The 17,157-nt window shown below is 64.2% G+C and carries 17 protein-coding genes and 1 pseudogene; 8 read left to right on the top strand and 10 right to left on the bottom strand.

Features of this window, described 5'->3' with window-relative positions; all coding sequences use genetic code 11:
• Positions 1–6: 6 nt before the first annotated feature.
• A complete protein-coding gene (locus ACUXVA_RS18475) occupies positions 7–1,845 on the top strand; it encodes a TRAP transporter large permease (protein ID WP_265079002.1) in 1,839 nt (612 codons plus the stop codon).
• Positions 1,846–1,977: 132 nt separating this feature from the next.
• Here the strand turns inward: ACUXVA_RS18475 and ACUXVA_RS18470 are convergent, their stop codons facing one another.
• The 3 genes from ACUXVA_RS18470 to ACUXVA_RS18460 all read right to left on the bottom strand — a co-directional run bounded on the left by ACUXVA_RS18470 (position 1,978) and on the right by ACUXVA_RS18460 (position 3,577).
• A complete protein-coding gene (locus tag ACUXVA_RS18470; protein ID WP_265079003.1) occupies positions 1,978–2,421 on the bottom strand; it encodes a carboxymuconolactone decarboxylase family protein in 444 nt (147 codons plus the stop codon).
• Positions 2,357–2,785 (bottom strand): MerR family transcriptional regulator, encoded by a 429-nt coding sequence (locus ACUXVA_RS18465; protein ID WP_265079004.1) that lies wholly within the window; start codon positions 2,783–2,785, stop codon positions 2,357–2,359. The genes ACUXVA_RS18470 and ACUXVA_RS18465 overlap by 65 nt, the downstream gene beginning before the upstream one ends.
• Positions 2,786–2,881: 96 nt before the next feature.
• Complete coding sequence (locus ACUXVA_RS18460) at positions 2,882–3,577, bottom strand: O-methyltransferase (RefSeq protein ID WP_265083754.1); 696 nt, start codon at positions 3,575–3,577, stop codon at positions 2,882–2,884.
• 127 nt (positions 3,578–3,704) lie between these two features.
• Between ACUXVA_RS18460 and ACUXVA_RS18455 the strand changes: the two genes are divergently transcribed.
• Both ACUXVA_RS18455 and ACUXVA_RS18450 read left to right on the top strand, forming a co-directional pair.
• Entirely contained in the window at positions 3,705–4,562 is an 858-nt protein-coding gene (locus ACUXVA_RS18455) for an AraC family transcriptional regulator (RefSeq protein WP_445487425.1), read from the top strand.
• A 178-nt stretch (positions 4,563–4,740) separates the two neighbouring features.
• Positions 4,741–5,103 carry a hypothetical protein gene (locus ACUXVA_RS18450; protein WP_265079005.1) on the top strand — a complete coding sequence of 121 codons (363 nt, stop codon included), beginning with the start codon at positions 4,741–4,743 and terminating at the stop codon, positions 5,101–5,103.
• A 22-nt stretch (positions 5,104–5,125) separates the two neighbouring features.
• On the opposite strand, the gene ACUXVA_RS18445 is transcribed toward ACUXVA_RS18450, so the two are convergent.
• A complete protein-coding gene (locus ACUXVA_RS18445; protein WP_445487422.1) occupies positions 5,126–6,214 on the bottom strand; it encodes a DUF2778 domain-containing protein in 1,089 nt (362 codons plus the stop codon).
• Between the two features lie 37 nt (positions 6,215–6,251).
• Positions 6,252–7,001: a 2-keto-4-pentenoate hydratase gene (locus tag ACUXVA_RS18440; RefSeq protein ID WP_265079007.1), complete on the bottom strand. Its 750-nt coding sequence runs from the start codon at positions 6,999–7,001 to the stop codon at positions 6,252–6,254.
• 104 nt (positions 7,002–7,105) lie between these two features.
• On the opposite strand from ACUXVA_RS18440, the gene ACUXVA_RS18435 reads away from it, so the two are divergent.
• Positions 7,106–7,453, top strand: a complete 348-nt coding sequence (locus tag ACUXVA_RS18435; RefSeq protein WP_445487420.1) for a GFA family protein — start codon at positions 7,106–7,108, stop codon at positions 7,451–7,453.
• Positions 7,454–7,539: 86 nt separating this feature from the next.
• Here ACUXVA_RS18435 and ACUXVA_RS18430 read toward each other — a convergent pair whose 3' ends face one another.
• From ACUXVA_RS18430 to ACUXVA_RS18420, 3 genes and pseudogenes are all read right to left on the bottom strand, one after another.
• Positions 7,540–8,628, bottom strand: coding sequence for a TRAP transporter substrate-binding protein (locus tag ACUXVA_RS18430; protein ID WP_265079008.1), 1,089 nt, complete (start codon positions 8,626–8,628; stop codon positions 7,540–7,542).
• Between the two features lie 168 nt (positions 8,629–8,796).
• Positions 8,797–9,885 (bottom strand): TRAP transporter substrate-binding protein, encoded by a 1,089-nt coding sequence (locus ACUXVA_RS18425; RefSeq protein WP_265079009.1) that lies wholly within the window; start codon positions 9,883–9,885, stop codon positions 8,797–8,799.
• Between the two features lie 200 nt (positions 9,886–10,085).
• Positions 10,086–11,214 (bottom strand): annotated as a pseudogene (locus tag ACUXVA_RS18420) (Mrp/NBP35 family ATP-binding protein).
• 295 nt (positions 11,215–11,509) lie between these two features.
• On the opposite strand from ACUXVA_RS18420, the gene ACUXVA_RS18415 reads away from it, so the two are divergent.
• The 4 genes from ACUXVA_RS18415 (at position 11,510) to ACUXVA_RS18400 (ending at position 14,977) form a co-directional block, all read left to right on the top strand.
• Positions 11,510–12,379, top strand: a complete 870-nt coding sequence (locus tag ACUXVA_RS18415; RefSeq protein WP_445487417.1) for an NAD(P)-dependent oxidoreductase — start codon at positions 11,510–11,512, stop codon at positions 12,377–12,379.
• A 184-nt stretch (positions 12,380–12,563) separates the two neighbouring features.
• Positions 12,564–14,165 (top strand): sensor histidine kinase, encoded by a 1,602-nt coding sequence (locus ACUXVA_RS18410; protein ID WP_265079012.1) that lies wholly within the window; start codon positions 12,564–12,566, stop codon positions 14,163–14,165.
• A gap of 58 nt (positions 14,166–14,223) precedes the next feature.
• A complete protein-coding gene (locus ACUXVA_RS18405) occupies positions 14,224–14,442 on the top strand; it encodes a DUF1289 domain-containing protein (protein ID WP_265079013.1) in 219 nt (72 codons plus the stop codon).
• Positions 14,443–14,452: 10 nt separating this feature from the next.
• The gene (locus ACUXVA_RS18400) at positions 14,453–14,977 is read left to right on the top strand and encodes a TIGR02281 family clan AA aspartic protease (RefSeq protein ID WP_265079014.1); all 525 of its coding nucleotides are present in this window, start codon (positions 14,453–14,455) and stop codon (positions 14,975–14,977) included.
• A 188-nt stretch (positions 14,978–15,165) separates the two neighbouring features.
• On the opposite strand, the gene dusA is transcribed toward ACUXVA_RS18400, so the two are convergent.
• Together dusA and ACUXVA_RS18390 are read right to left on the bottom strand one after the other, a co-directional pair.
• On the bottom strand, positions 15,166–16,149 hold the full coding sequence (gene dusA / locus ACUXVA_RS18395) for a tRNA dihydrouridine(20/20a) synthase DusA (protein WP_445487414.1): 984 nt from the start codon (positions 16,147–16,149) through the stop codon (positions 15,166–15,168).
• Between the two features lie 205 nt (positions 16,150–16,354).
• Positions 16,355–16,999 (bottom strand): CGNR zinc finger domain-containing protein, encoded by a 645-nt coding sequence (locus tag ACUXVA_RS18390; protein ID WP_265079015.1) that lies wholly within the window; start codon positions 16,997–16,999, stop codon positions 16,355–16,357.
• Positions 17,000–17,157 lie beyond the last annotated feature (158 nt).

The raw sequence follows: 17,157 nt of genomic DNA, 5'->3' as shown, positions 1-17,157 counted from the left end.
TTTCGCATGACCGCTATGTTCATCCACTACATGGCGCCGATCATGTTCGCGTCGCTGGTGCTGTTCCTGCTGCTCGGATACCCCGTCGCGTTCTCGCTCGCAGCCAACGGACTGATCTTCGCTTTCATCGGCATCGAACTCGGCCTGTTCCGGCCGGACTTCATGCAAGCACTGCCCGAACGCGTCTACGGCGTCATGAACAACGAGACGCTGCTGGCGATCCCGTTCTTTACCTTCATGGGGCTGGTGCTCGAAAGATCGGGCATGGCCGAGGATCTGCTGGAGACCATCGGCCAGTTGTTCGGCAGCATCCGCGGCGGCATCGCCTATGCGGTGGTGTTCGTCGGCGCCCTGCTCGCCGCCACCACCGGCGTGGTCGCCGCGTCGGTGATTTCGATGGGCCTGATCTCGCTGCCGATCATGCTGCGCTACGGCTACGATCGCCGCGTCGCCACCGGGGTGATCGCCGCCTCCGGTACGCTGGCACAGATCATCCCGCCCTCACTGGTGCTGATCGTGATGGCCGACCAGCTCGGCCGCTCCGTCGGCGACATGTATGAGGGCGCCTTCATCCCCGGCATCGTGCTGGCGCTGATGTACGCGTTCTACATCTTCCTGGTGACGGTGTTCGCGCCGACTGCGGCCCCCGGCCTGCCGCTGGAAGCGCAGACCCTGCGCGAGCCGGAGACCGCCAAGCATCCCTCGATCTTTCCGATCGCCGCCATCTCGGCTGCCGCGACCGCTTACTTCTTCGTCGTTCACGTCGGCCTGTTCGACTGGACACAGCCGCTGTTCGACAAGATCGGCCTGAGCGCCAAGGTGCTGCAGGGCTTCTGGTTCATCATCGTCACGGGCATCCTGACCAAGCCATTCATCGGCATCGTCAGAACAATGACCATGTCGCTGTATCTGACGCTGGTCAGCGCGACCACGATCGCCATTGTCGCGATGGGCTTCACCGAGGTGAAATCCGGCGCCGACTATGTCGTTCTGACCATGTCGATCACCGTCGGCGTATCGTTCATCCTCGCCATTCTCAACCGCGTGCTGCGCCTCAAGCTGCTGTCGAAGCTGGCCCAGCAGGTGGTGTTCGTGATGGTGCCGCCGCTCGGGCTGATCTTCCTGGTGCTCGGCACCATTTTCATCGGGGTGGCCACGCCGACCGAAGGCGGCGCCATGGGAGCGGCCGGCGCGGTCATCCTCGCGATGATGAAAGGCCGGCTCACCTTCGACCTCACCCGCCAGGCCACCGAAGCCACTGCAAAACTGTCCGCCTTCGTCGTGCTGATCCTGGTCGGTGCCCGCGTCTTCTCGCTGACCTTTTACGGCGTCGACGGCCATCGCTGGGTCGAGGAACTGCTGGTCGGCCTGCCCGGCGGCCAGGTCGGCTTCCTGATCTTCGTCAACGCCTTCGTGTTCGTGCTGGCGTTCTTCCTCGATTTCTTCGAACTGGCCTTCATCGTGATCCCGCTGCTGGGACCGGCCGCGGAAAAGCTCGGCATCGACCTGATCTGGTTCGGCGTCATGATGGGCGTGAACATGCAGACCTCGTTCATGCATCCGCCATTCGGATTTGCGCTGTTCTATCTGCGCTCGGTGGCGCCGAAGGAATCCTATATCGACCGCGTCAGCGGCAAACGCATGGAGCCGGTCACCACCGGCCAGATCTACTGGGGCTCGGTGCCGTTCGTCATCATCCAGGTGATCATGGTCGGCCTGGTCATCGCCTTCCCGGCGATGGTGATGCATTACAAGGGCGCCGCGTCGAACATCGACGCTAGCAAGATCAATATCGACATTCCGCAAATGGACATGCCGGCGCTGGATTTCGGGCCGCCGAAATAGCGGGCCTGTTCTCATCGAGCGGTTCCTGGACACGCTCACGTCTAATCTCATGGTTAGGCAATACGGCGGCGCGTGAGCGCCGCTGTAAACATATGCGCGAACGTCAGGATCCGGTCGTTGCGACGATCCCGATCAGCCGCCGGCTGGCGTGGGGAAGGCCGATGCCGGCCGCTCTTCCTTCAGGTGCTGCCCAGCGAACACTTCCCTTGCCGCGAACAGGCCGTTCAGCGCCGCCGGGAATCCCGCATAGACCGCCATCTGCATGACGATCTCCACGATCTCAGCCTGGGAGAGCCCGACATTGAGGCCGGCCTGGATGTGCACCTTCAGTTGCGGCGCCGCGTTGCCCATCGCCGTCAACGCCGCGATGGTGGCGATCTCGCGGGCACGCAGATCGAGGCCGGGCCGCGAATAGATGTCGCCGAACGGAAACTCGAGCACATAGGTTGCGAAATCGGGCGCAATATCTGCGAGCGATGCGATGACCTTCTCGCCGGCCTCGCCGTCGATCTCAGCGAGCGCGCGCCGCCCGCGTTCGAGCCGGTTTTCGCCGGCGTTCTGGTGGTGCTGCGTCATAGTCCTTCATCCTCTGTTCCTCGCCGGCGTAGCCGGCGATCTTGGTATCGAGGACGAGAAGAGTGGCTTGCAGCTCAGCGACATGCGCACGGACCCGATCGCGGTGCTGCGCCAGCAGTTCGCGCCGCTCCGCCTCCGTGCCGACGCCGCGCTCCCGCAAGGCCGCATAGCGCAGCATGTCGCGGATCGGCATCCCGATCGTCCTGAGACGGCCAAGAAATCCGATCCAGACCAGGATCGATGCGTCGTAGTCCCGCTGGCTCGATCGGTCCCGGTCCGCATAGGGAAGCAGCCCGATCAGCTCGTAGTAGCGGATGGTGTGAGCCGACAGTCCCGAACGCTTTGCCAGTTCACCAATCTTCATGAGCACCTGTTCTCGCCACGACGCAAAAACAGATACGAGTTAGAGCGCACTCTAAGTCAAGGGAAAGATCAAACGCGGCACACCGCCCCGCCTGCGTTAAGCGACCCGCACGGTGAACTCATTGCAGCGACCTTCGTCGACAGCAAGCGGCTGTGAGATATAGCCGTTGGCGGGGTTGCGAACGTAATCGAGATAGTCGGACGCGAATGCGTTCTCCCCAAGCACCACAGCTCCGGGCGCCAGCCGCGGCTCGATCAGCCTGAGCACCGGCAGATAGAGCGAGAAGGCGCCGTCGATCAGCAGGACGTCGACCCCGCCCCCGATGTCCTTGAGCGTGTCCAGTGCGTCGCCTTCGCGGATCTCCACCAGATCGGCAAGGCCCGCCGCTTCGAGATGGGTTCGCGCCCGCGCAACCTTCGTCGGCTCAAGCTCGGAGCCGATCAGTTGTCCGCCGCCATTGTCGAAAAGTGCGGCCGCAAGATAGATCGTCGAGATCCCCATCGAGGTCCCGAACTCGACGATCCGGGTCGCCCTCCGCGCACGCGTGATGGCATAGAGGAAGCGGCCATAGGCCGGAGAAATCGCGAGGAAATGTTCGGCGTGACCGCGATACATGGTTCGATAGTTCACCCGTTCTTCGTCAACAAACCTGGCGGCCAAATCGTTCAACGTTTCACCGGACGTCTCCGACTGCGCCATCATCGTGGCCATCAGGTCGCGATCCGCGGCGTCGGCATCTGCGTGAAGCTTGTCGAGCGTCTCTGCGACGCGCTTGCTGCTCAGCAATGTCATGAAAGTCCCTTTCCGAAATGGACGAGACCGGGCCGGCCCCGGCTGCTCCATGCGGGTGGGATAAAGTCCGGCCGCTTTGGCGTCATTACGAAGTCTGGACAAATTCTTATCCGTTCGCGCCAACGGCATGGTAGATCGAGCCATGCCCATTCTGACAGACACTTCCGTTGCGTCCGACTGGATCGAGCCCGACGAGGTCGCGCGCCCGGTCGTCACCTACGGCATGGCGTCGAAGATGATCGGTTCTTTCGAGATCGACATGCACTGCCATGCGAAGGGGCAAATCATGCTCGTGCAGCGCGGCGCGCTGAGTTGCCGGGTGGAAGGCGGACTGTGGATCGTCCCGCCGCGTAGCGCTGTCTGGATACCAAGTGGCGCGCTGCACGCCATCAAGGCGACGGGCAAACTCGAAGGCTATAGTGCGTTCGTCGCCGCCGACTTCGATGCGGGGCTGCCGCAACGCTGCTGCACCGTCTCCGTGACGCCCCTGCTGCGCGAACTGCTGTTCCGTGCCGCCAGCCTGCCGTTGTTCTACGATGAGGGCGGCGTGAATTCGCGGTTGATCGCGGTGCTGCTCGACGAGATCGCGGCCGCCAAGGTCGAAGACCTGCATCTGCCGATGCCGGCTGACCCGCGACTGCGCACCCTTGTCGACCTCATGATGGACGCCCCTGCGGAGCGCGGCTCGCTCGAGGGTTGGGCAAAGCGGGCCGGCCTGAGCGAGCGGACGCTGGGGCGGCTGATCAGCCGCGAGACCGGCATGAGCTTCGGACGCTGGCGCCAGCAACTCGGCGTCATGCTCGCCGTGCAATGGTTGGCCGGCGGCGCTTCGATCCAACAGGTGGCCAGCGACCTCGGCTATGAGAGCGTGCCGAGCTTCGTCACGATGTTCCGCAAGACGCTCGGCACCTCTCCGGGAAGGTACATGGCAGAGCGACATTCAGGCCGACAGGCCGGCGCCAAGAGGCGGCTTCACGAAGTTTGAATCCACCGTGCGACGCGCTATCGCTGCAACGCGACCGTCGCACGCACACGATCGCGCGACATCCTCCACTGCGCAAAATGGACCCGGGCGGTCCGTTTGAAATGCCGCGCCGGCAATCGAAATCGCGCAAGCGCTATGGTATACAAGCGCTTCCGTGTGAATGGATCCTGGCTGCCGCATGACAATTCCCAACGCGCTCTATGCGATCAACATCACCATGGAAGATGAGAGCGAGCGGCGGGCGTCCGGCATCATCGGGCTGCGCGACGGGCAGATCGTCGGAGGCGACAGTTTTTTCTACTACACGGGGATCTACAGCGCAGACAACGGCAGATGGAAAGGCGAGTTGATCACGCACCAGCATACGGACACGCCGGGCAAAAGCCCCTTGTTCGGCGGGCGTGAAGTCGGCTGCGGATTCTCAGGCACCTACGCCGACGGTACGGCTGACGTCCATGGTACGGCGCTGGTGGGCAAAGCCAGCGTCGCGTTCCGGGCCACCATGCGATTGCTGGTGCCTTTCTCGCCGGGACCCGTCTAGGCGGGCCCCCGCGACCGGAGCGTCAGGTTTTGCCGGCGTCCGCCACCGCCTCAGTCGCCAGCGACTTGACCACTACCAGCCGTTTGACGCTGCCGTTCTGGAACGCGCGCAGGAAGGCGTCATAGTCCTTGAACGACACGCACCCATTGGAGTCGCCGTTGGGACCCAGCAGATAGCTGTGGGTGAGCAGGCCGGTCCTGCCGTACAGATCGCCCTCGCCGATCGGCGTCATCCGCAGCGCCTGAACGCCGTGGAAAAGTTTCTCGCGCGGCTTGAGCTCATAGACCTGCGGCGGCGTCGGACCGCGGTCTTTCACGTCGACGTAACGCACGTCGTCGAGCAGTTCGCGATAGCCGGAGTGAGCCTCCAGCCGCGTTCCGTCGGGCATGTAAACCGTGCGGGCCGAAATGTCATAGAGCGCGGTCTGGTGGCCCGGCGCGACCATCCCCGAAGGACGGTCCGAGCCATCATTGCCGATCCCGCCATCGGGGGACGCGGAGGCCAGCGTGGTTCCGGGCGGCTGCAGCATGGCGAAGGCCTTGCGCAACGCCGAGCTGACCTCGCTCAGGGGATCGGACGATGGCGGCTTCGCAGTATTGATCGACGGGGCCAGGCTTGCCGTCATGTTCGGCACGGCAGGCCGCACGCGCGGCAAGGGAATCTTGGGGACAGGTGCCTCAGCCCCATCGGCCACGGGAGCCTCGGTGCTGGCGCTCTGCATCGCCCGCGACAGTTCCTGCTTAGCCCGATCGAGCTGGGCCTTCGAGGCTGTCGGCCGCATGTCCACAAGCGTGTTTTCGAGGAAGCGCTCGGCGAACGTCACCGCGCTTTGGCCCGTCGCCTGGTGGGACGGGGCGATGACGGCGTAGGAGCCAGCCACAATAGCGCCCGCCGCCGCGGCGAGCGCCACGGCGAACCAGATCGACCCCATCAGAACCGGGTTTGATTTAGCGCTGGTTGCACGAACAGCCGCCAACGGAACTCCCCTCAATCGGTTGCGCCAAAAATGCGCCTTTGAGACGGTTTCGTCAATCGGTCGACCACCGCAGAGGAGTTCGGGGGAACCGTCGCGCCGGCCACCGATCAGCCTAAAACTGCGCTTCCGTCCCATCAGGGGATTCCCTGCCGCCCGCCCCATTCCGCGACCCTCAGGCGTCGAATACCACCTCTGCGTCACCCAGGGTCTCGAACCGCACCACGCAGCGGTCGCCGGGCTTGAGGAAATCCACCCCGGTCCAGCTGCCGGTGGTGACAATCTGGCCTGCTTTCACGCCGCCGGCGCCGTCCATCATGTTGGCGAGTGCGACGGCCCCTCCCAGCGGATCGCCGAACGGATGACTGCCCTGCTTCTCGTGCAGCGCCGTGCCGTTCACCAGCATGGTGATGCGCAGATTCGGCAGGTCGATGTGCGACCAGTCCGCGGTCTCCGGCCCGAACACCAGCCCGCCATTGATGGTGCAGTCCGCGAGCTGCTCCAGGTTGGGCCGGCCGCGCGGATCGCGATAGCGGCCCGATACGATCTCGATGACCGGCAGCACGGCGACGGCCCGGGCCACATCGTCCCGCGTATAGGGCGTGTCCCGCGGCGGCAGGTCGCGGATGAAGCGAAAGGCAATCTCGCCTTCCACGCCGCAATGCGGCACTTCGGCGGGCGACATCCGCACCGGGCTGGCGCGGATCGTGCGGGCATAGATCAGCCCGCGGGTCGGCTCGCCGTCCGGCGGCGCGTTGGCCTTGAAGCCGCCGACGGCGTCGCCCAGCAAGGCTGCCACGCGATCCTGGATGGCGTGGGCTTCGGCCACCGAGGCGGGCACCGCCGGCAGCGCATCGATCAGCCCGCCGTTGCGGCGCGCGTCGGCAAGTATCCCGGCAGCGGTTTCGATCTCTGATTCGGTCATATCGGGCCCTCGTTCGATCGGTTAGCATTAGCGGATTCGCGGCATGTCGTCCGGCAGCCATGCACGGCTTCATCCGATCGGACCTACCCTTTGAGGAGAGACGGATGCTCTACGAAGGCAGCTGCCATTGCGGAAAAATCGCATTCGACGTCGAGGGCGAATTCAGTTCAGCGATTGATTGCAACTGCTCACTGTGCCGGCGACGCGGCGGCCTGCTCGCCTTCGTCCCCCCGCACAGGCTGACGTTGAAAACCCCGGAAGAAAATCTGTCGACCTATACATTCAACCACCACCTGCTGAAGCACCATTTTTGCGCAACATGCGGGATCGCGCCCTTTAGCGAGGGCAATTCCCCAAAGGGTGAAGCGACCGCCGCGATCAACCTTCGCTGCCTGCCGGAGATCGATCTGAAGATGGTGCAGATCATGCCGTACGAAGGCAAGGATCGCTAGGACGAGACCGCCGACCTATCCGATCGCAAAAAGCGAAAGCCCGGCCTTCTCGCGAAGGCCGGGCTTTGTCCGACGATAGCCGCAAGTCAGGCGCGCGTGCGCGAACGGATCATGAAGCTGTCAAAGCTGTATTCCGCGACCTGCCACCAAGTGTACTGGTCGCCGCGGAAGGCCACCATGCTGTCATAGACTTTCTTGAACATCGCGTTGCTGGCCGAGGTCTCCGCATAGACTTCGTTGGCCGCTTTCAGCGACGCATCCATGATGGACGCCGAGAACGGACGCAGCTGCGTGCCACCCGCCACCAGCCGCTTCAGCGCCGGCGGATTGTAGGCGTCGTAGCGCGCCTGCATCGTTTCATTGGCCAGCGACGAGGCGGTCCTGATGATCGACTTGTAGCTGGCAGGAAGCTGCTCCCACTTGGCGAGGTTGACCATGTTGTGCAGCGTCGGACCGCCCTCCCAGAAGCCGGGATAGTAGTAATATTTGGCGACCTTCTGGAAGCCGAGCTTTTCGTCATCGTAAGGTCCGACCCATTCGGCGGCGTCGATGGTGCCCTTTTCCAGCGATGGATAGATATCACCTGCGGCGACCTGCTGCGGCACCATGCCGAGCTTGGTCAACACCCGCCCGGCGAAGCCGCCGATGCGCATTTTCAGACCGCTGAAGTCGGACGGTTCCTTGATTTCCTTGCGAAACCAACCGCCCATCTGGCAGCCGGTGTTGCCGGCGGCGAAGCCGATGACATTGTAGCCCTTGAGAAATTCATTGAAGAGTTCGGCGCCGCCGCCGACCTGCAGCCACGAGGTCTGCATCCGGCTGTTGAGGCCGAACGGGACGGCAGTACCAAAGGCGAATGTCGGATCCTTGCCGACATAATAATAGGCCGCCGTGTGGCACATCTCCACGGTGCCGTTGGACGCGGCATCCAACGCCTGCAGACCGGGAACGATCTCCCCGGCGGCAAAGACCTGGATCTGGAATCTGTTGTCGGTGGCCTCGGCGACGGCCTTGGCGAACACCTCGCTGGCTCCATAGATCGTGTCGAGCGATTTCGGAAAGCTCGACGTCAACCGCCATTTGATCTCCGGCGAAGATTGCGCGATGGCCGGTGCGGCGATAGCCGCGCCTGCGACGCCCATGCCGGCAGCCTTGATGAACTCACGACGCTTCATGATGTCCTCCCTGGATGTGAATGTGCATGCCGCCCTTCTTGATGAGGGCGTTGCCGCAGCATGGTCCAGGTTCCAACGAGAATCTACGGCGATCTGAATGATCGCGACGCAAAAAACCCGGCCTTCTCGCGAAGGCCAGGCTTTTTCCTGTTCGGCTGGTTGAGCCGATCAGCCGCGGGTGCGCGAGCGGATCATGAAGCTGTCATAGGTATATTCGGCGACCTGCCACCACAGATATTCATCCGAGCGATAGGCCTGCATGGCGTCGATCGACTTCTTGAAGTCGGCGTTCTTGGCGGAGATTTCGCCCCACAGCTCGTTGGTCGCCTTGAGGCAGGCGTCGAGCACCTCGTTGGTGAACGGACGCAGCTGGGTGCCGCCAGCCACCAGCTGCTTGAGCGCCTGCGGGTTCTGCATGTCGTAACGCGCCGCCATCCAGGTGTTGGCATTGGTGCAGGCATTGGCGAGGATCGCCTGATAGTTCTTCGGCAGCGAATTGAACTTGTCGAGGTTGGTGAAGGCATGCACGGTCGGGCCGCCTTCCCAGAAGCCGGGATAGTAGTAGTACTTCGCGACCTTCTGGAAGCCGAGCTTCTGGTCGTCGTAGGGACCGACCCACTCGGCTGCGTCGATGGTGCCCTTTTCCAGCGACGGATAGATGTCGCCGCCGGCGAGCTGCTGCGGCACGACGCCGACCTTCTGCAGCACCTGGCCGGCAATGCCGCCGATGCGCATCTTCAGGCCGGACAGGTCGGCCACCGTCTTGATCTCCTTGCGGAACCAGCCGCCCATCTGGGTGCCGGTGTTGCCGCAGGGCATGCCGACCACGCCGAACTTCTTGTAGAACTCATTGGCGAGTTCGTTGCCGCCGCCCTGGAACAGCCAGGAATTCTGCTGGCGGGCGTTGAGGCCGAACGGCACCGAGGCGAAGATCGAGAAGGTCGGATCCTTGCCGACGTAGTAGTAAGACACGGTGTGGCACATCTCGACGGTGCCGTTGGAGGTGGCGTCGAGCGCCTGCAGTCCGGGCACCAGTTCGCCGGCGGCGAACACCTGGATCTGGAATTTGTTGTCGGTCATCTCGGCGACCTGCTTCGCCATGTATTCGGCGCCGCCATAGATGGTGTCGAGCGACTTCGGGAAGCTGGAGGCCAGACGCCACTTGATCTCGGGCGACGACTGCGCGATGGCCGGAGAAGCGACCGCAGCCACGGCGGCCCCGGCTGTTGATACCTTCAAAAATTCACGACGCTTCATATGGCCTCTCCTTGTTGCGGGCGTTTCCCAGAATCCCCGTGAGCGTGTTCAACAGCGACATGAAAATGGCATCGCCGAGACGCTCTCGTGACGGCTCTCTAACACGGATAGTCCGCGGCTGAAAACGCGGCGAGCCCCCTCGTCGCTGCAATTAAACGAAAGTTCTATGCGACATGACAGCCGCAGCGCCTGCTGCGGGCTCAGGCCGCGGCGGTGGCCACCTGGAGCTGATCGCGGACCTGGGCGGCGATCGACCGGTAGATTGCCGCATGCGGGCCGTCCGGTTCGCTCACCACCACCGGCGTGCCGGCGTCGGACATGGCGCGAGATCGACATGTGCAGCGGCACCTCGCCGAGGAACGGCACGCCGAGACGCTCGGCCTCGTGGCGCGCGCCGCCATGGCCGAAGATGTCCGACCGGGTGCCGCATTCCGGACACTGGAAATAGCTCATGTTCTCGATGATGCCGAGCACGGGCACGTTGACCTTGGTGAACATGGCCAGACCGCGGCGGGCATCGATCAGAGCGAGGTCCTGCGGCGTCGAGACGATCACGGCGCCCTTCAGGGGCACGTTCTGCGCCAGCGTCAGCTGGGCGTCCCCGGTGCCGGGCGGCATGTCGACGACGAGCACGTCAAGGGTGCCCCAGGCGACATCGCGCAGCATCTGGGTGATCGCCGACATCACCATCGGTCCGCGCCAGATCATCGCGGTCTCTTCCTCGACCAGGAAGCCGATCGACATGATCGACAGCCCGAACTTGGCGATCGGGATCATCTTCTTGGTTTCGTCGAGGACGGGCTTGTCGCGGATACCGGTCAGGCGCGGCACCGACGGGCCGTAGATATCGGCGTCGAGCAACCCGACGCGCAGGCCGAGATCGCGCAGCCCCAGCGCCAGATTGAGCGCGGTGGTCGATTTGCCGACGCCGCCCTTGCCGGAGGCCACCGCGATCACAGCGGCGATGCCGGGAATTTCGGCCTGCCTCGACATCGGCGAGCCCGCCGGGTTGGCCGGCGGGCGATGCGCCGACACCGGCTGCACGCCCGGCTTGTGGCTGTGCGGCGCAGGCGCAGCACCAGGCTTACGCTCGGCGGTCAGCGCAACCATGGCACCGGTGACGCCGGGAACGGCGCGCACGGCCTTTTCCGCTTCGGCGCGCACGCTTTCCCAGGCGCGCGCCTCGGCGGCGTCGACATTGATCGAGAACAGCACGCGGCCGTCGGTGACGGCGATCTCCGACAGCACATTCGCATGGCTCAGCGCGACGCCGCGCGGCGATTTCACCGCCGCCAGCGCTTCGAGAATCTGCTGTTTTGTCACGCTCAATGGAGATCTCCCGGCCGGCCTCAAGTCAGACCGCACAGATAGAGCACTTCCAGCCCAAGTCCACGGCGAAATTGGCGGCGCAGGTAAGCCATGCGGCGAGGGTCACGCGCACCAAACGCGTTGTGCGTCGCAATAGCGTAGGACCATAGGCGGCTTTCGCGGGGCTTTGCCGCGCCGGCTTCCCCGTTTATGCTGGCGTCGAACGCTCTCGTTGCCCGCGGCATCGCTCCGGGCCCCCTCACCTCTTTTCAAATCACAGCCGGCGCTCAAGCCGGTCGCACACAAGGGTATGGACATGGCCAAAGTTGCTTTCATCGGTCTCGGCGTCATGGGTTTCCCAATGGCCGGACACCTGGTGGTCAAGGGCAAGCACGAGGTGACCGTGTTCAACCGCAATCCGGCCAAGGCCAAGACCTGGGCGGAAAAATTCGGCGGCCGCACCGCCTCGACGCCGCAGGCCGCCGCCGAGGGCCAGGATTTCGTGATGGCCTGCGTCGGCAATGACGACGATCTGCGCGCCGTCACCACCGGCGAGAACGGCGCATTCGCCGGCATGGCCAAGAACGCGATCTTCGTCGATCACACCACGGCGTCGGCGGAAGTCGCGCGCGAACTCAATGCCGCGGCCGACAAGGCAGGCTTCCACTTCATCGACGCGCCGGTGTCCGGCGGCCAGGCCGGCGCCGAGAACGGCGCACTCACCGTGATGTGCGGCGGCACCGAGGCCGCCTATGCCAAGGCCGCGCCGGTGATCGAAGCCTATGCCAAGATGCAGAAGCTGCTGGGCCCCGCCGGCTCCGGCCAGCCGACAAAAATGGTCAACCAGATCTGCATCGCTGGCCTGGTCGAGGCTTTGTCCGAGGGCATTCACTTCGCCAAGAAGGCCGGGCTCGACGTCAATGCGGTGATCGAGGTGATCTCCAAGGGCGCGGCGCAATCGTGGCAGATGGAGAACCGCTACAAGACCATGAACGACGGCAAGTTCGACTTCGGCTTTGCGGTCGAATGGATGCGCAAGGACCTCTCGATCTGCCTCGCCGAGTCCCGCCGCAACGGTGCCACCCTGCCGGTCACGGCGCTGGTGGATGCGTTCTACGCGGAAGTCGAGACGATGGGCGGCAAACGCTGGGATACCTCCAGCCTGCTGGCCCGGCTGCAGCGATAAAACGTCGTAAAATCAACGGATTGACGAAAGAAACGGGGATCCGCGGCGAATGCCGCGGATCGCAGACTTAATGTGCTTTTAACCGAATTATCCGGTTTTTTAAGGCACCTCTTAAGGATTGTGCGGCACAGATAGGCGGAGTGGTAAACCGCGCACGGATGCGTGCAGGATTGTGTCCAGTTTGATGAGTAAGCCTGCCGATAGGCCCGAAGTCGTTCAGCTTCCGGCGGAACCCACCGTGATTCCCACGGCGCGCAGCCGCCGTGCGGCCACGCAGCGGGTGCGCGAGGCACGCGACCGGCTGACCTCGACATCGGGCACAAGGCCGGCCTTCGATCGAGAACTGATCCGGCAATATGCCCAGACCCGGCTGTCGGCCTCGCTGGTGGTGGTGCTGCTGGTGGTGGCCACGGGCGTGCTGTTCGGACTGTGGATGCAGCCGCTGTCGGCGGCGATCTGGACCTGCGGGATGCTGTGCACCCATGCGGTCATCATCCGCTCCTGCCAGCGCTATCTCGCCGAACCGCCCTCGCCGGCGCATAGCCGCAAATGGCGCATCCGTTTCGTCCTGCTCGACCTGCTCTATGGCCTGTGCTGGACCGTGATCCTGGTTCACCCCGCCGACATCGACATCGTCTCCAACTCGATGATGATGTTCCTGATGCTGCTGGTGGTGGCGGTCTCCAGCATGCTGGCCGCCAGCCTGCCGATCGCCGCCTTCGCCGCCACCGCGCCGGTGACCTCCGGCGTCGCGCTGAATTTCATCCTCCATGGCGGCTTCGATAACTACGTGCTGGCCGCGCTCGCGGTGTCGGCCGAGGGCTACTTTGCCCTGCTGGCGCACCGGCTGCATTCGACCACGCTGACCGCGCTGGAGGCGCGCGCGGAAAAGGATGCGCTGATCGGCGAGCTGGAACAGGCCAAGGCGATCTCCGACGAGGCGCGCCACCGCGCCGAGGCCGCCAATGTCGCCAAGTCGCGCTTTCTCGCCCAGATGAGCCACGAGCTGCGCACGCCGCTGAACGCCATTCTCGGCTTTTCCGAAGTGATGAAGAGCGAGATCTTCGGCGGCCATGCCGTGCCGGTCTACAAGGAATACTCCGCCGACATCCACAATTCCGGCGTGCACCTCTTGAACCTGATCAACGAGATCCTCGACCTCAGCCGGATCGAGGCCGGTCGCTACGAGCTCAACGAGGAAGCGGTGTCGCTGGAGCATGTGGTGGCCGACTGCCATCACCTCTTGAAGCTGCGCGCCTCGAGCCGCGGCATCACCATCCATGAGGTGTTCGAACACGGCATGCCGCGGATCTGGGGCGACGAGCGCGCCTGCCGCCAGATCGTGCTCAACCTCTTGTCGAACGCCATCAAGTTCACGCCGCAAGGCGGCGAGGTCTGGCTCAAGGTCGGCTGGACCGCCTCCGGCGGGCAATACCTAAGCTGCCGCGACACCGGCTCCGGCATTGCCGAAGACGAGATCCCGATCGTGCTGGCCTCGTTCGGCCAGGGCTCCAACTCGATCAAGTCAGCCGAACAGGGCGCGGGTCTCGGCCTGCCGATCGCCAAGAGCCTGATCGACATGCACGGCGGCACCTTCACGCTGCGCTCGAAATTGCGCGTCGGCACCGAAGTGATCGTCACTTTCCCGCCGGAGCGCGTGATGTCGGCGCTGGCGCCGATGTCCGAGGACGGCCCGCCGCTGCAGCCCGAAGCCTACACCACCGGCAATGACGAAAAGCGCCGGGTCCGCAACAAGCCGATCATGAGCGCGGGGACCAGTCTTTAAGCCAGATTTTGAGCGCAAAGGCTTGCGCAAGCGAGCCGATCCACTTCAAACTCCATTCATGAGCATCGAGACGCCGTGCATCGCAGTCTGCATCATCGACCCGAAAACCAAGCTGTGCCTCGGCTGCGGACGAACGCTGCCGGAAATTGCGCGCTGGCACCGGATCGAGAGCAGCGAGCGGCTGGACATCATGGCGGCCCTGCCCGCGCGCATGATCGAAGCCGGCCTGGAGATCATGTCCGCTCCCCGCAAGAAAGCCGCCTCCTCCCTCACCTGACCGGTGCGCCATGAGCCGGCTGCTGCTGCTGATCGCGGTGCTCGCCGCCACGATCGGTGCGGCGCTGGCCTATGGCGATCCCGCCGAGATCGCCAAGGCCCGCAGCAAGGCCGGCGCGCTGGTGTCGGACATGCTGCGCAAGGCACCGGACAAGCCGGTGCGTGCCGTAGAGATCCCGCGCGGCCAGGGCGGCGAGTTCGGCCTGCGCGCGCAGATCAACGGCGTCACCACCCCGATGGTGATCGACACCGGCGCCACCTCGGTGGTGCTGACCTGGGAGACCGCGAAAGCTGCCGGCCTGCCGCTGGAACTGCTGGACTACAACGTCGACGTCGAGACCGCCGCCGGCCATACCCGCGCCGCGCGCCTCACCCTGGACCGCCTGGCCATCGGCAAACTCGTCGAGCGCTCGGTCCCCGCGCTGGTGGTGCCGCGCGGCCAGATGAAATCCAACCTGCTCGGCATGAGTTTTCTCGACCGCCTGGAAAGCTGGGAAGTCCGCGCCGACAAATTGATGCTGCGGGGATATCCGTAAGGACCGATAAGCCCAATTGAAACGCGAACCGTTTCCCGGACGCGGTGCGGCGCGAAGTGCCGCTCCGCAGATCCGGGATCCCGGTTTCTTCCACGCCAACCAGGACCCCGGATCTGCGGCGCACCACGCCGCTGAGAAGCGGCGCAGTGCACCGCGTCCGGGGAACGCCCCTGGGCGGGTTGAATTCGTTACGCCGCCGCCTGCTCCGGTTCGCCAACCTCCACCAGCGCGATCGCCGCGCGCAGCACGTCGAGTCCCGCGCCGTGCTGCGTGCCGTTCTCGGCGAGATAGCGGCGGAACGCACGGGCGCCGCGCACGCCGTGGAACGCGCCGACGAAATGCCGCGTGATCGAATGCAGCCGCGTGCCCTGCGCCAGCTGGTCGGCGATGTACGGCATCATCGCCTCGAACACGTCCTTCATCGTCGCGTGCTGCGCCGGCTCCCCGAAAATATCCGGATCGACCGCCAGCAATCGCCACGGCTCCTGATAGGCGGCGCGGCCGAGCATGACGCCATCGACATGAGCCAGATGCGCGGCGGCCTCGGCGATGCCCATGATGCCGCCGTTGATGCTGATCGGCACATCGGGCATTGCCGCCTTCAGCCGGTACACGCGATCGTAGTCCAGCGGCGGCACGTCGCGGTTCTGCTTCGGCGACAGCCCGTTGAGCCAGGCCTTTCGCGCATGCACCACGAGGCCGTCGGCGCCGGCGGCCACCACCGCGCGGGCCAGCGCGTCGAGCGCCACTTCCGGATCCTGATCGTCGATGCCGATGCGGCATTTGACCGTGACCGGAACCTTGACCGCCGCCTTCATGGCGGCGACGCCGCGGGCGACCAGATCCGGCTCGGCCATCAGACAGGCGCCAAAGCGGCCGTCCTTCACCCGGTCGGAGGGGCAGCCGACATTGATGTTGATCTCGTCATAGCCGAAATCCGCGCCGATCCGCGCGGCCTCCGCGAGATCGGCGGGATCGGAGCCGCCGAGCTGCAGCGCCACCGGATGCTCGCTGGCGTCATAGCCGAGCAACCGCTGGCGATCGCCATGGATGATGGCGCCGGTGGTCAGCATCTCCGTATAGAGCAGCGCACGGCGCGTCAGCAGACGGTGGAACACCCGGCAATGCCGGTCGGTCCAGTCCATCATGGGCGCCACGGAGAATTTATTCATCATAACGGAGAGTCAAACCAGGTTTTGCCCCAAGGAAAGAGGCCGATGGGCAGCGGACGCAGGTAATGCGGTCGCCCTCATAATATCAGCAGGCTGCGAAAATAACAAAAATGCGGTGCGATCGGGGAACTCGAAGATTCCTGCATGCGCCGAAGCAAGCGCAATCAGTTCATCGGGACTGTACTGGTGACCGCGTTAGACAAGCTCACGTCTCAGCTATCATCCGGCTGCGAAAGCCACGCGCCTTGGCGCGGTTGCCGCAACTCTCCATCGAGCACCAGCGCCTCGGCTTGGAGCGGCTGGTGTTCAGGAAAAAGCCGCCGCATGGATCGCCTTCGCAACGTCCTATTTGGCGATCACCGGGGATAAGCGTGAGACTGGCGATAGCCAGGGCAATGCGGGCGACCGGCAGACGAACGATGTGTGCGCGATGCGCATCGACCGCCGACATCAGCAGGCGGGGATCCGCAAGTGCCGAAACCAACAGTGGCTCAAGGACGCCATCGGTTCTACTGCGCCCATCGAGCATTAGATCGCCGGTTCGCACATCAAGGCAGTCGCGCCAGGCGCTGCGCAGCGCGATGGCTGCAGCATGCGTTGCTTCGGCCTCGCTCCGCAAAGCCGGCGCGGGATCGATGAGCATGGCCATCTCCTGCTCGCTCAACAGTCCGGCGGGCACCGACCACGCCACCAGAGCCTGATAGTCCGGAAGAAAGTCGACCAGACGCCTGCCGCGCCAGTGCAGCGTGTTGGCGAAGTCGAGCGAGGGATCGCCCGCCAACATCCGTAGTCGTCCAACGGCGGAAAAGTAGGCGCGCGGCTCAGCGCTTGATTTTTCTAGCTTCTTCATGTAACCTTTTAATGGGTTATTATAGGAATTAGCAAGCGATATCCACGACATGCCTCAAGGAGGATCTTGCCAGAAACGATTGTCAGCGGTCGCGGGCGGCTTCCGGCAGCCACGCGTTTCACGCGAAGCACGCAAGAACTGCGAACGCTGAATCGCGT

This window comes from Rhodopseudomonas sp. RCAM05734, assembly GCF_052658035.1.
The sequence above is the reverse complement of the archived record's forward strand: the minus strand, read 5'-3'. Positions and strand labels throughout refer to the sequence as shown.

Coding starts and splice junctions, on each gene's coding strand:
- ACUXVA_RS18430 (WP_265079008.1), bottom strand. CDS start 8,628: ATGAAGCGTCGTGAGTTCATCAAGGCTGCCGGCATGGGCGTCGCAGGC.
- ACUXVA_RS18460 (WP_265083754.1), bottom strand. CDS start 3,577: ATGACATTGCTGAGCAGCAAGCGCGTCGCAGAGACGCTCGACAAGCTT.
- ACUXVA_RS18400 (WP_265079014.1), top strand. CDS start 14,453: ATGAGCCGGCTGCTGCTGCTGATCGCGGTGCTCGCCGCCACGATCGGT.
- ACUXVA_RS18445 (WP_445487422.1), bottom strand. CDS start 6,214: ATGGGACGGAAGCGCAGTTTTAGGCTGATCGGTGGCCGGCGCGACGGT.
- ACUXVA_RS18440 (WP_265079007.1), bottom strand. CDS start 7,001: ATGACCGAATCAGAGATCGAAACCGCTGCCGGGATACTTGCCGACGCG.
- dusA (WP_445487414.1), bottom strand. CDS start 16,149: ATGAATAAATTCTCCGTGGCGCCCATGATGGACTGGACCGACCGGCAT.
- ACUXVA_RS18475 (WP_265079002.1), top strand. CDS start 7: ATGACCGCTATGTTCATCCACTACATGGCGCCGATCATGTTCGCGTCG.
- ACUXVA_RS18425 (WP_265079009.1), bottom strand. CDS start 9,885: ATGAAGCGTCGTGAATTTTTGAAGGTATCAACAGCCGGGGCCGCCGTG.
- ACUXVA_RS18415 (WP_445487417.1), top strand. CDS start 11,510: ATGGCCAAAGTTGCTTTCATCGGTCTCGGCGTCATGGGTTTCCCAATG.
- ACUXVA_RS18405 (WP_265079013.1), top strand. CDS start 14,224: ATGAGCATCGAGACGCCGTGCATCGCAGTCTGCATCATCGACCCGAAA.
- ACUXVA_RS18455 (WP_445487425.1), top strand. CDS start 3,705: ATGGTAGATCGAGCCATGCCCATTCTGACAGACACTTCCGTTGCGTCC.
- ACUXVA_RS18390 (WP_265079015.1), bottom strand. CDS start 16,999: ATGAAGAAGCTAGAAAAATCAAGCGCTGAGCCGCGCGCCTACTTTTCC.
- ACUXVA_RS18435 (WP_445487420.1), top strand. CDS start 7,106: ATGCTCTACGAAGGCAGCTGCCATTGCGGAAAAATCGCATTCGACGTC.
- ACUXVA_RS18410 (WP_265079012.1), top strand. CDS start 12,564: ATGAGTAAGCCTGCCGATAGGCCCGAAGTCGTTCAGCTTCCGGCGGAA.
- ACUXVA_RS18465 (WP_265079004.1), bottom strand. CDS start 2,785: ATGAAGATTGGTGAACTGGCAAAGCGTTCGGGACTGTCGGCTCACACC.
- ACUXVA_RS18450 (WP_265079005.1), top strand. CDS start 4,741: ATGACAATTCCCAACGCGCTCTATGCGATCAACATCACCATGGAAGAT.
- ACUXVA_RS18470 (WP_265079003.1), bottom strand. CDS start 2,421: ATGACGCAGCACCACCAGAACGCCGGCGAAAACCGGCTCGAACGCGGG.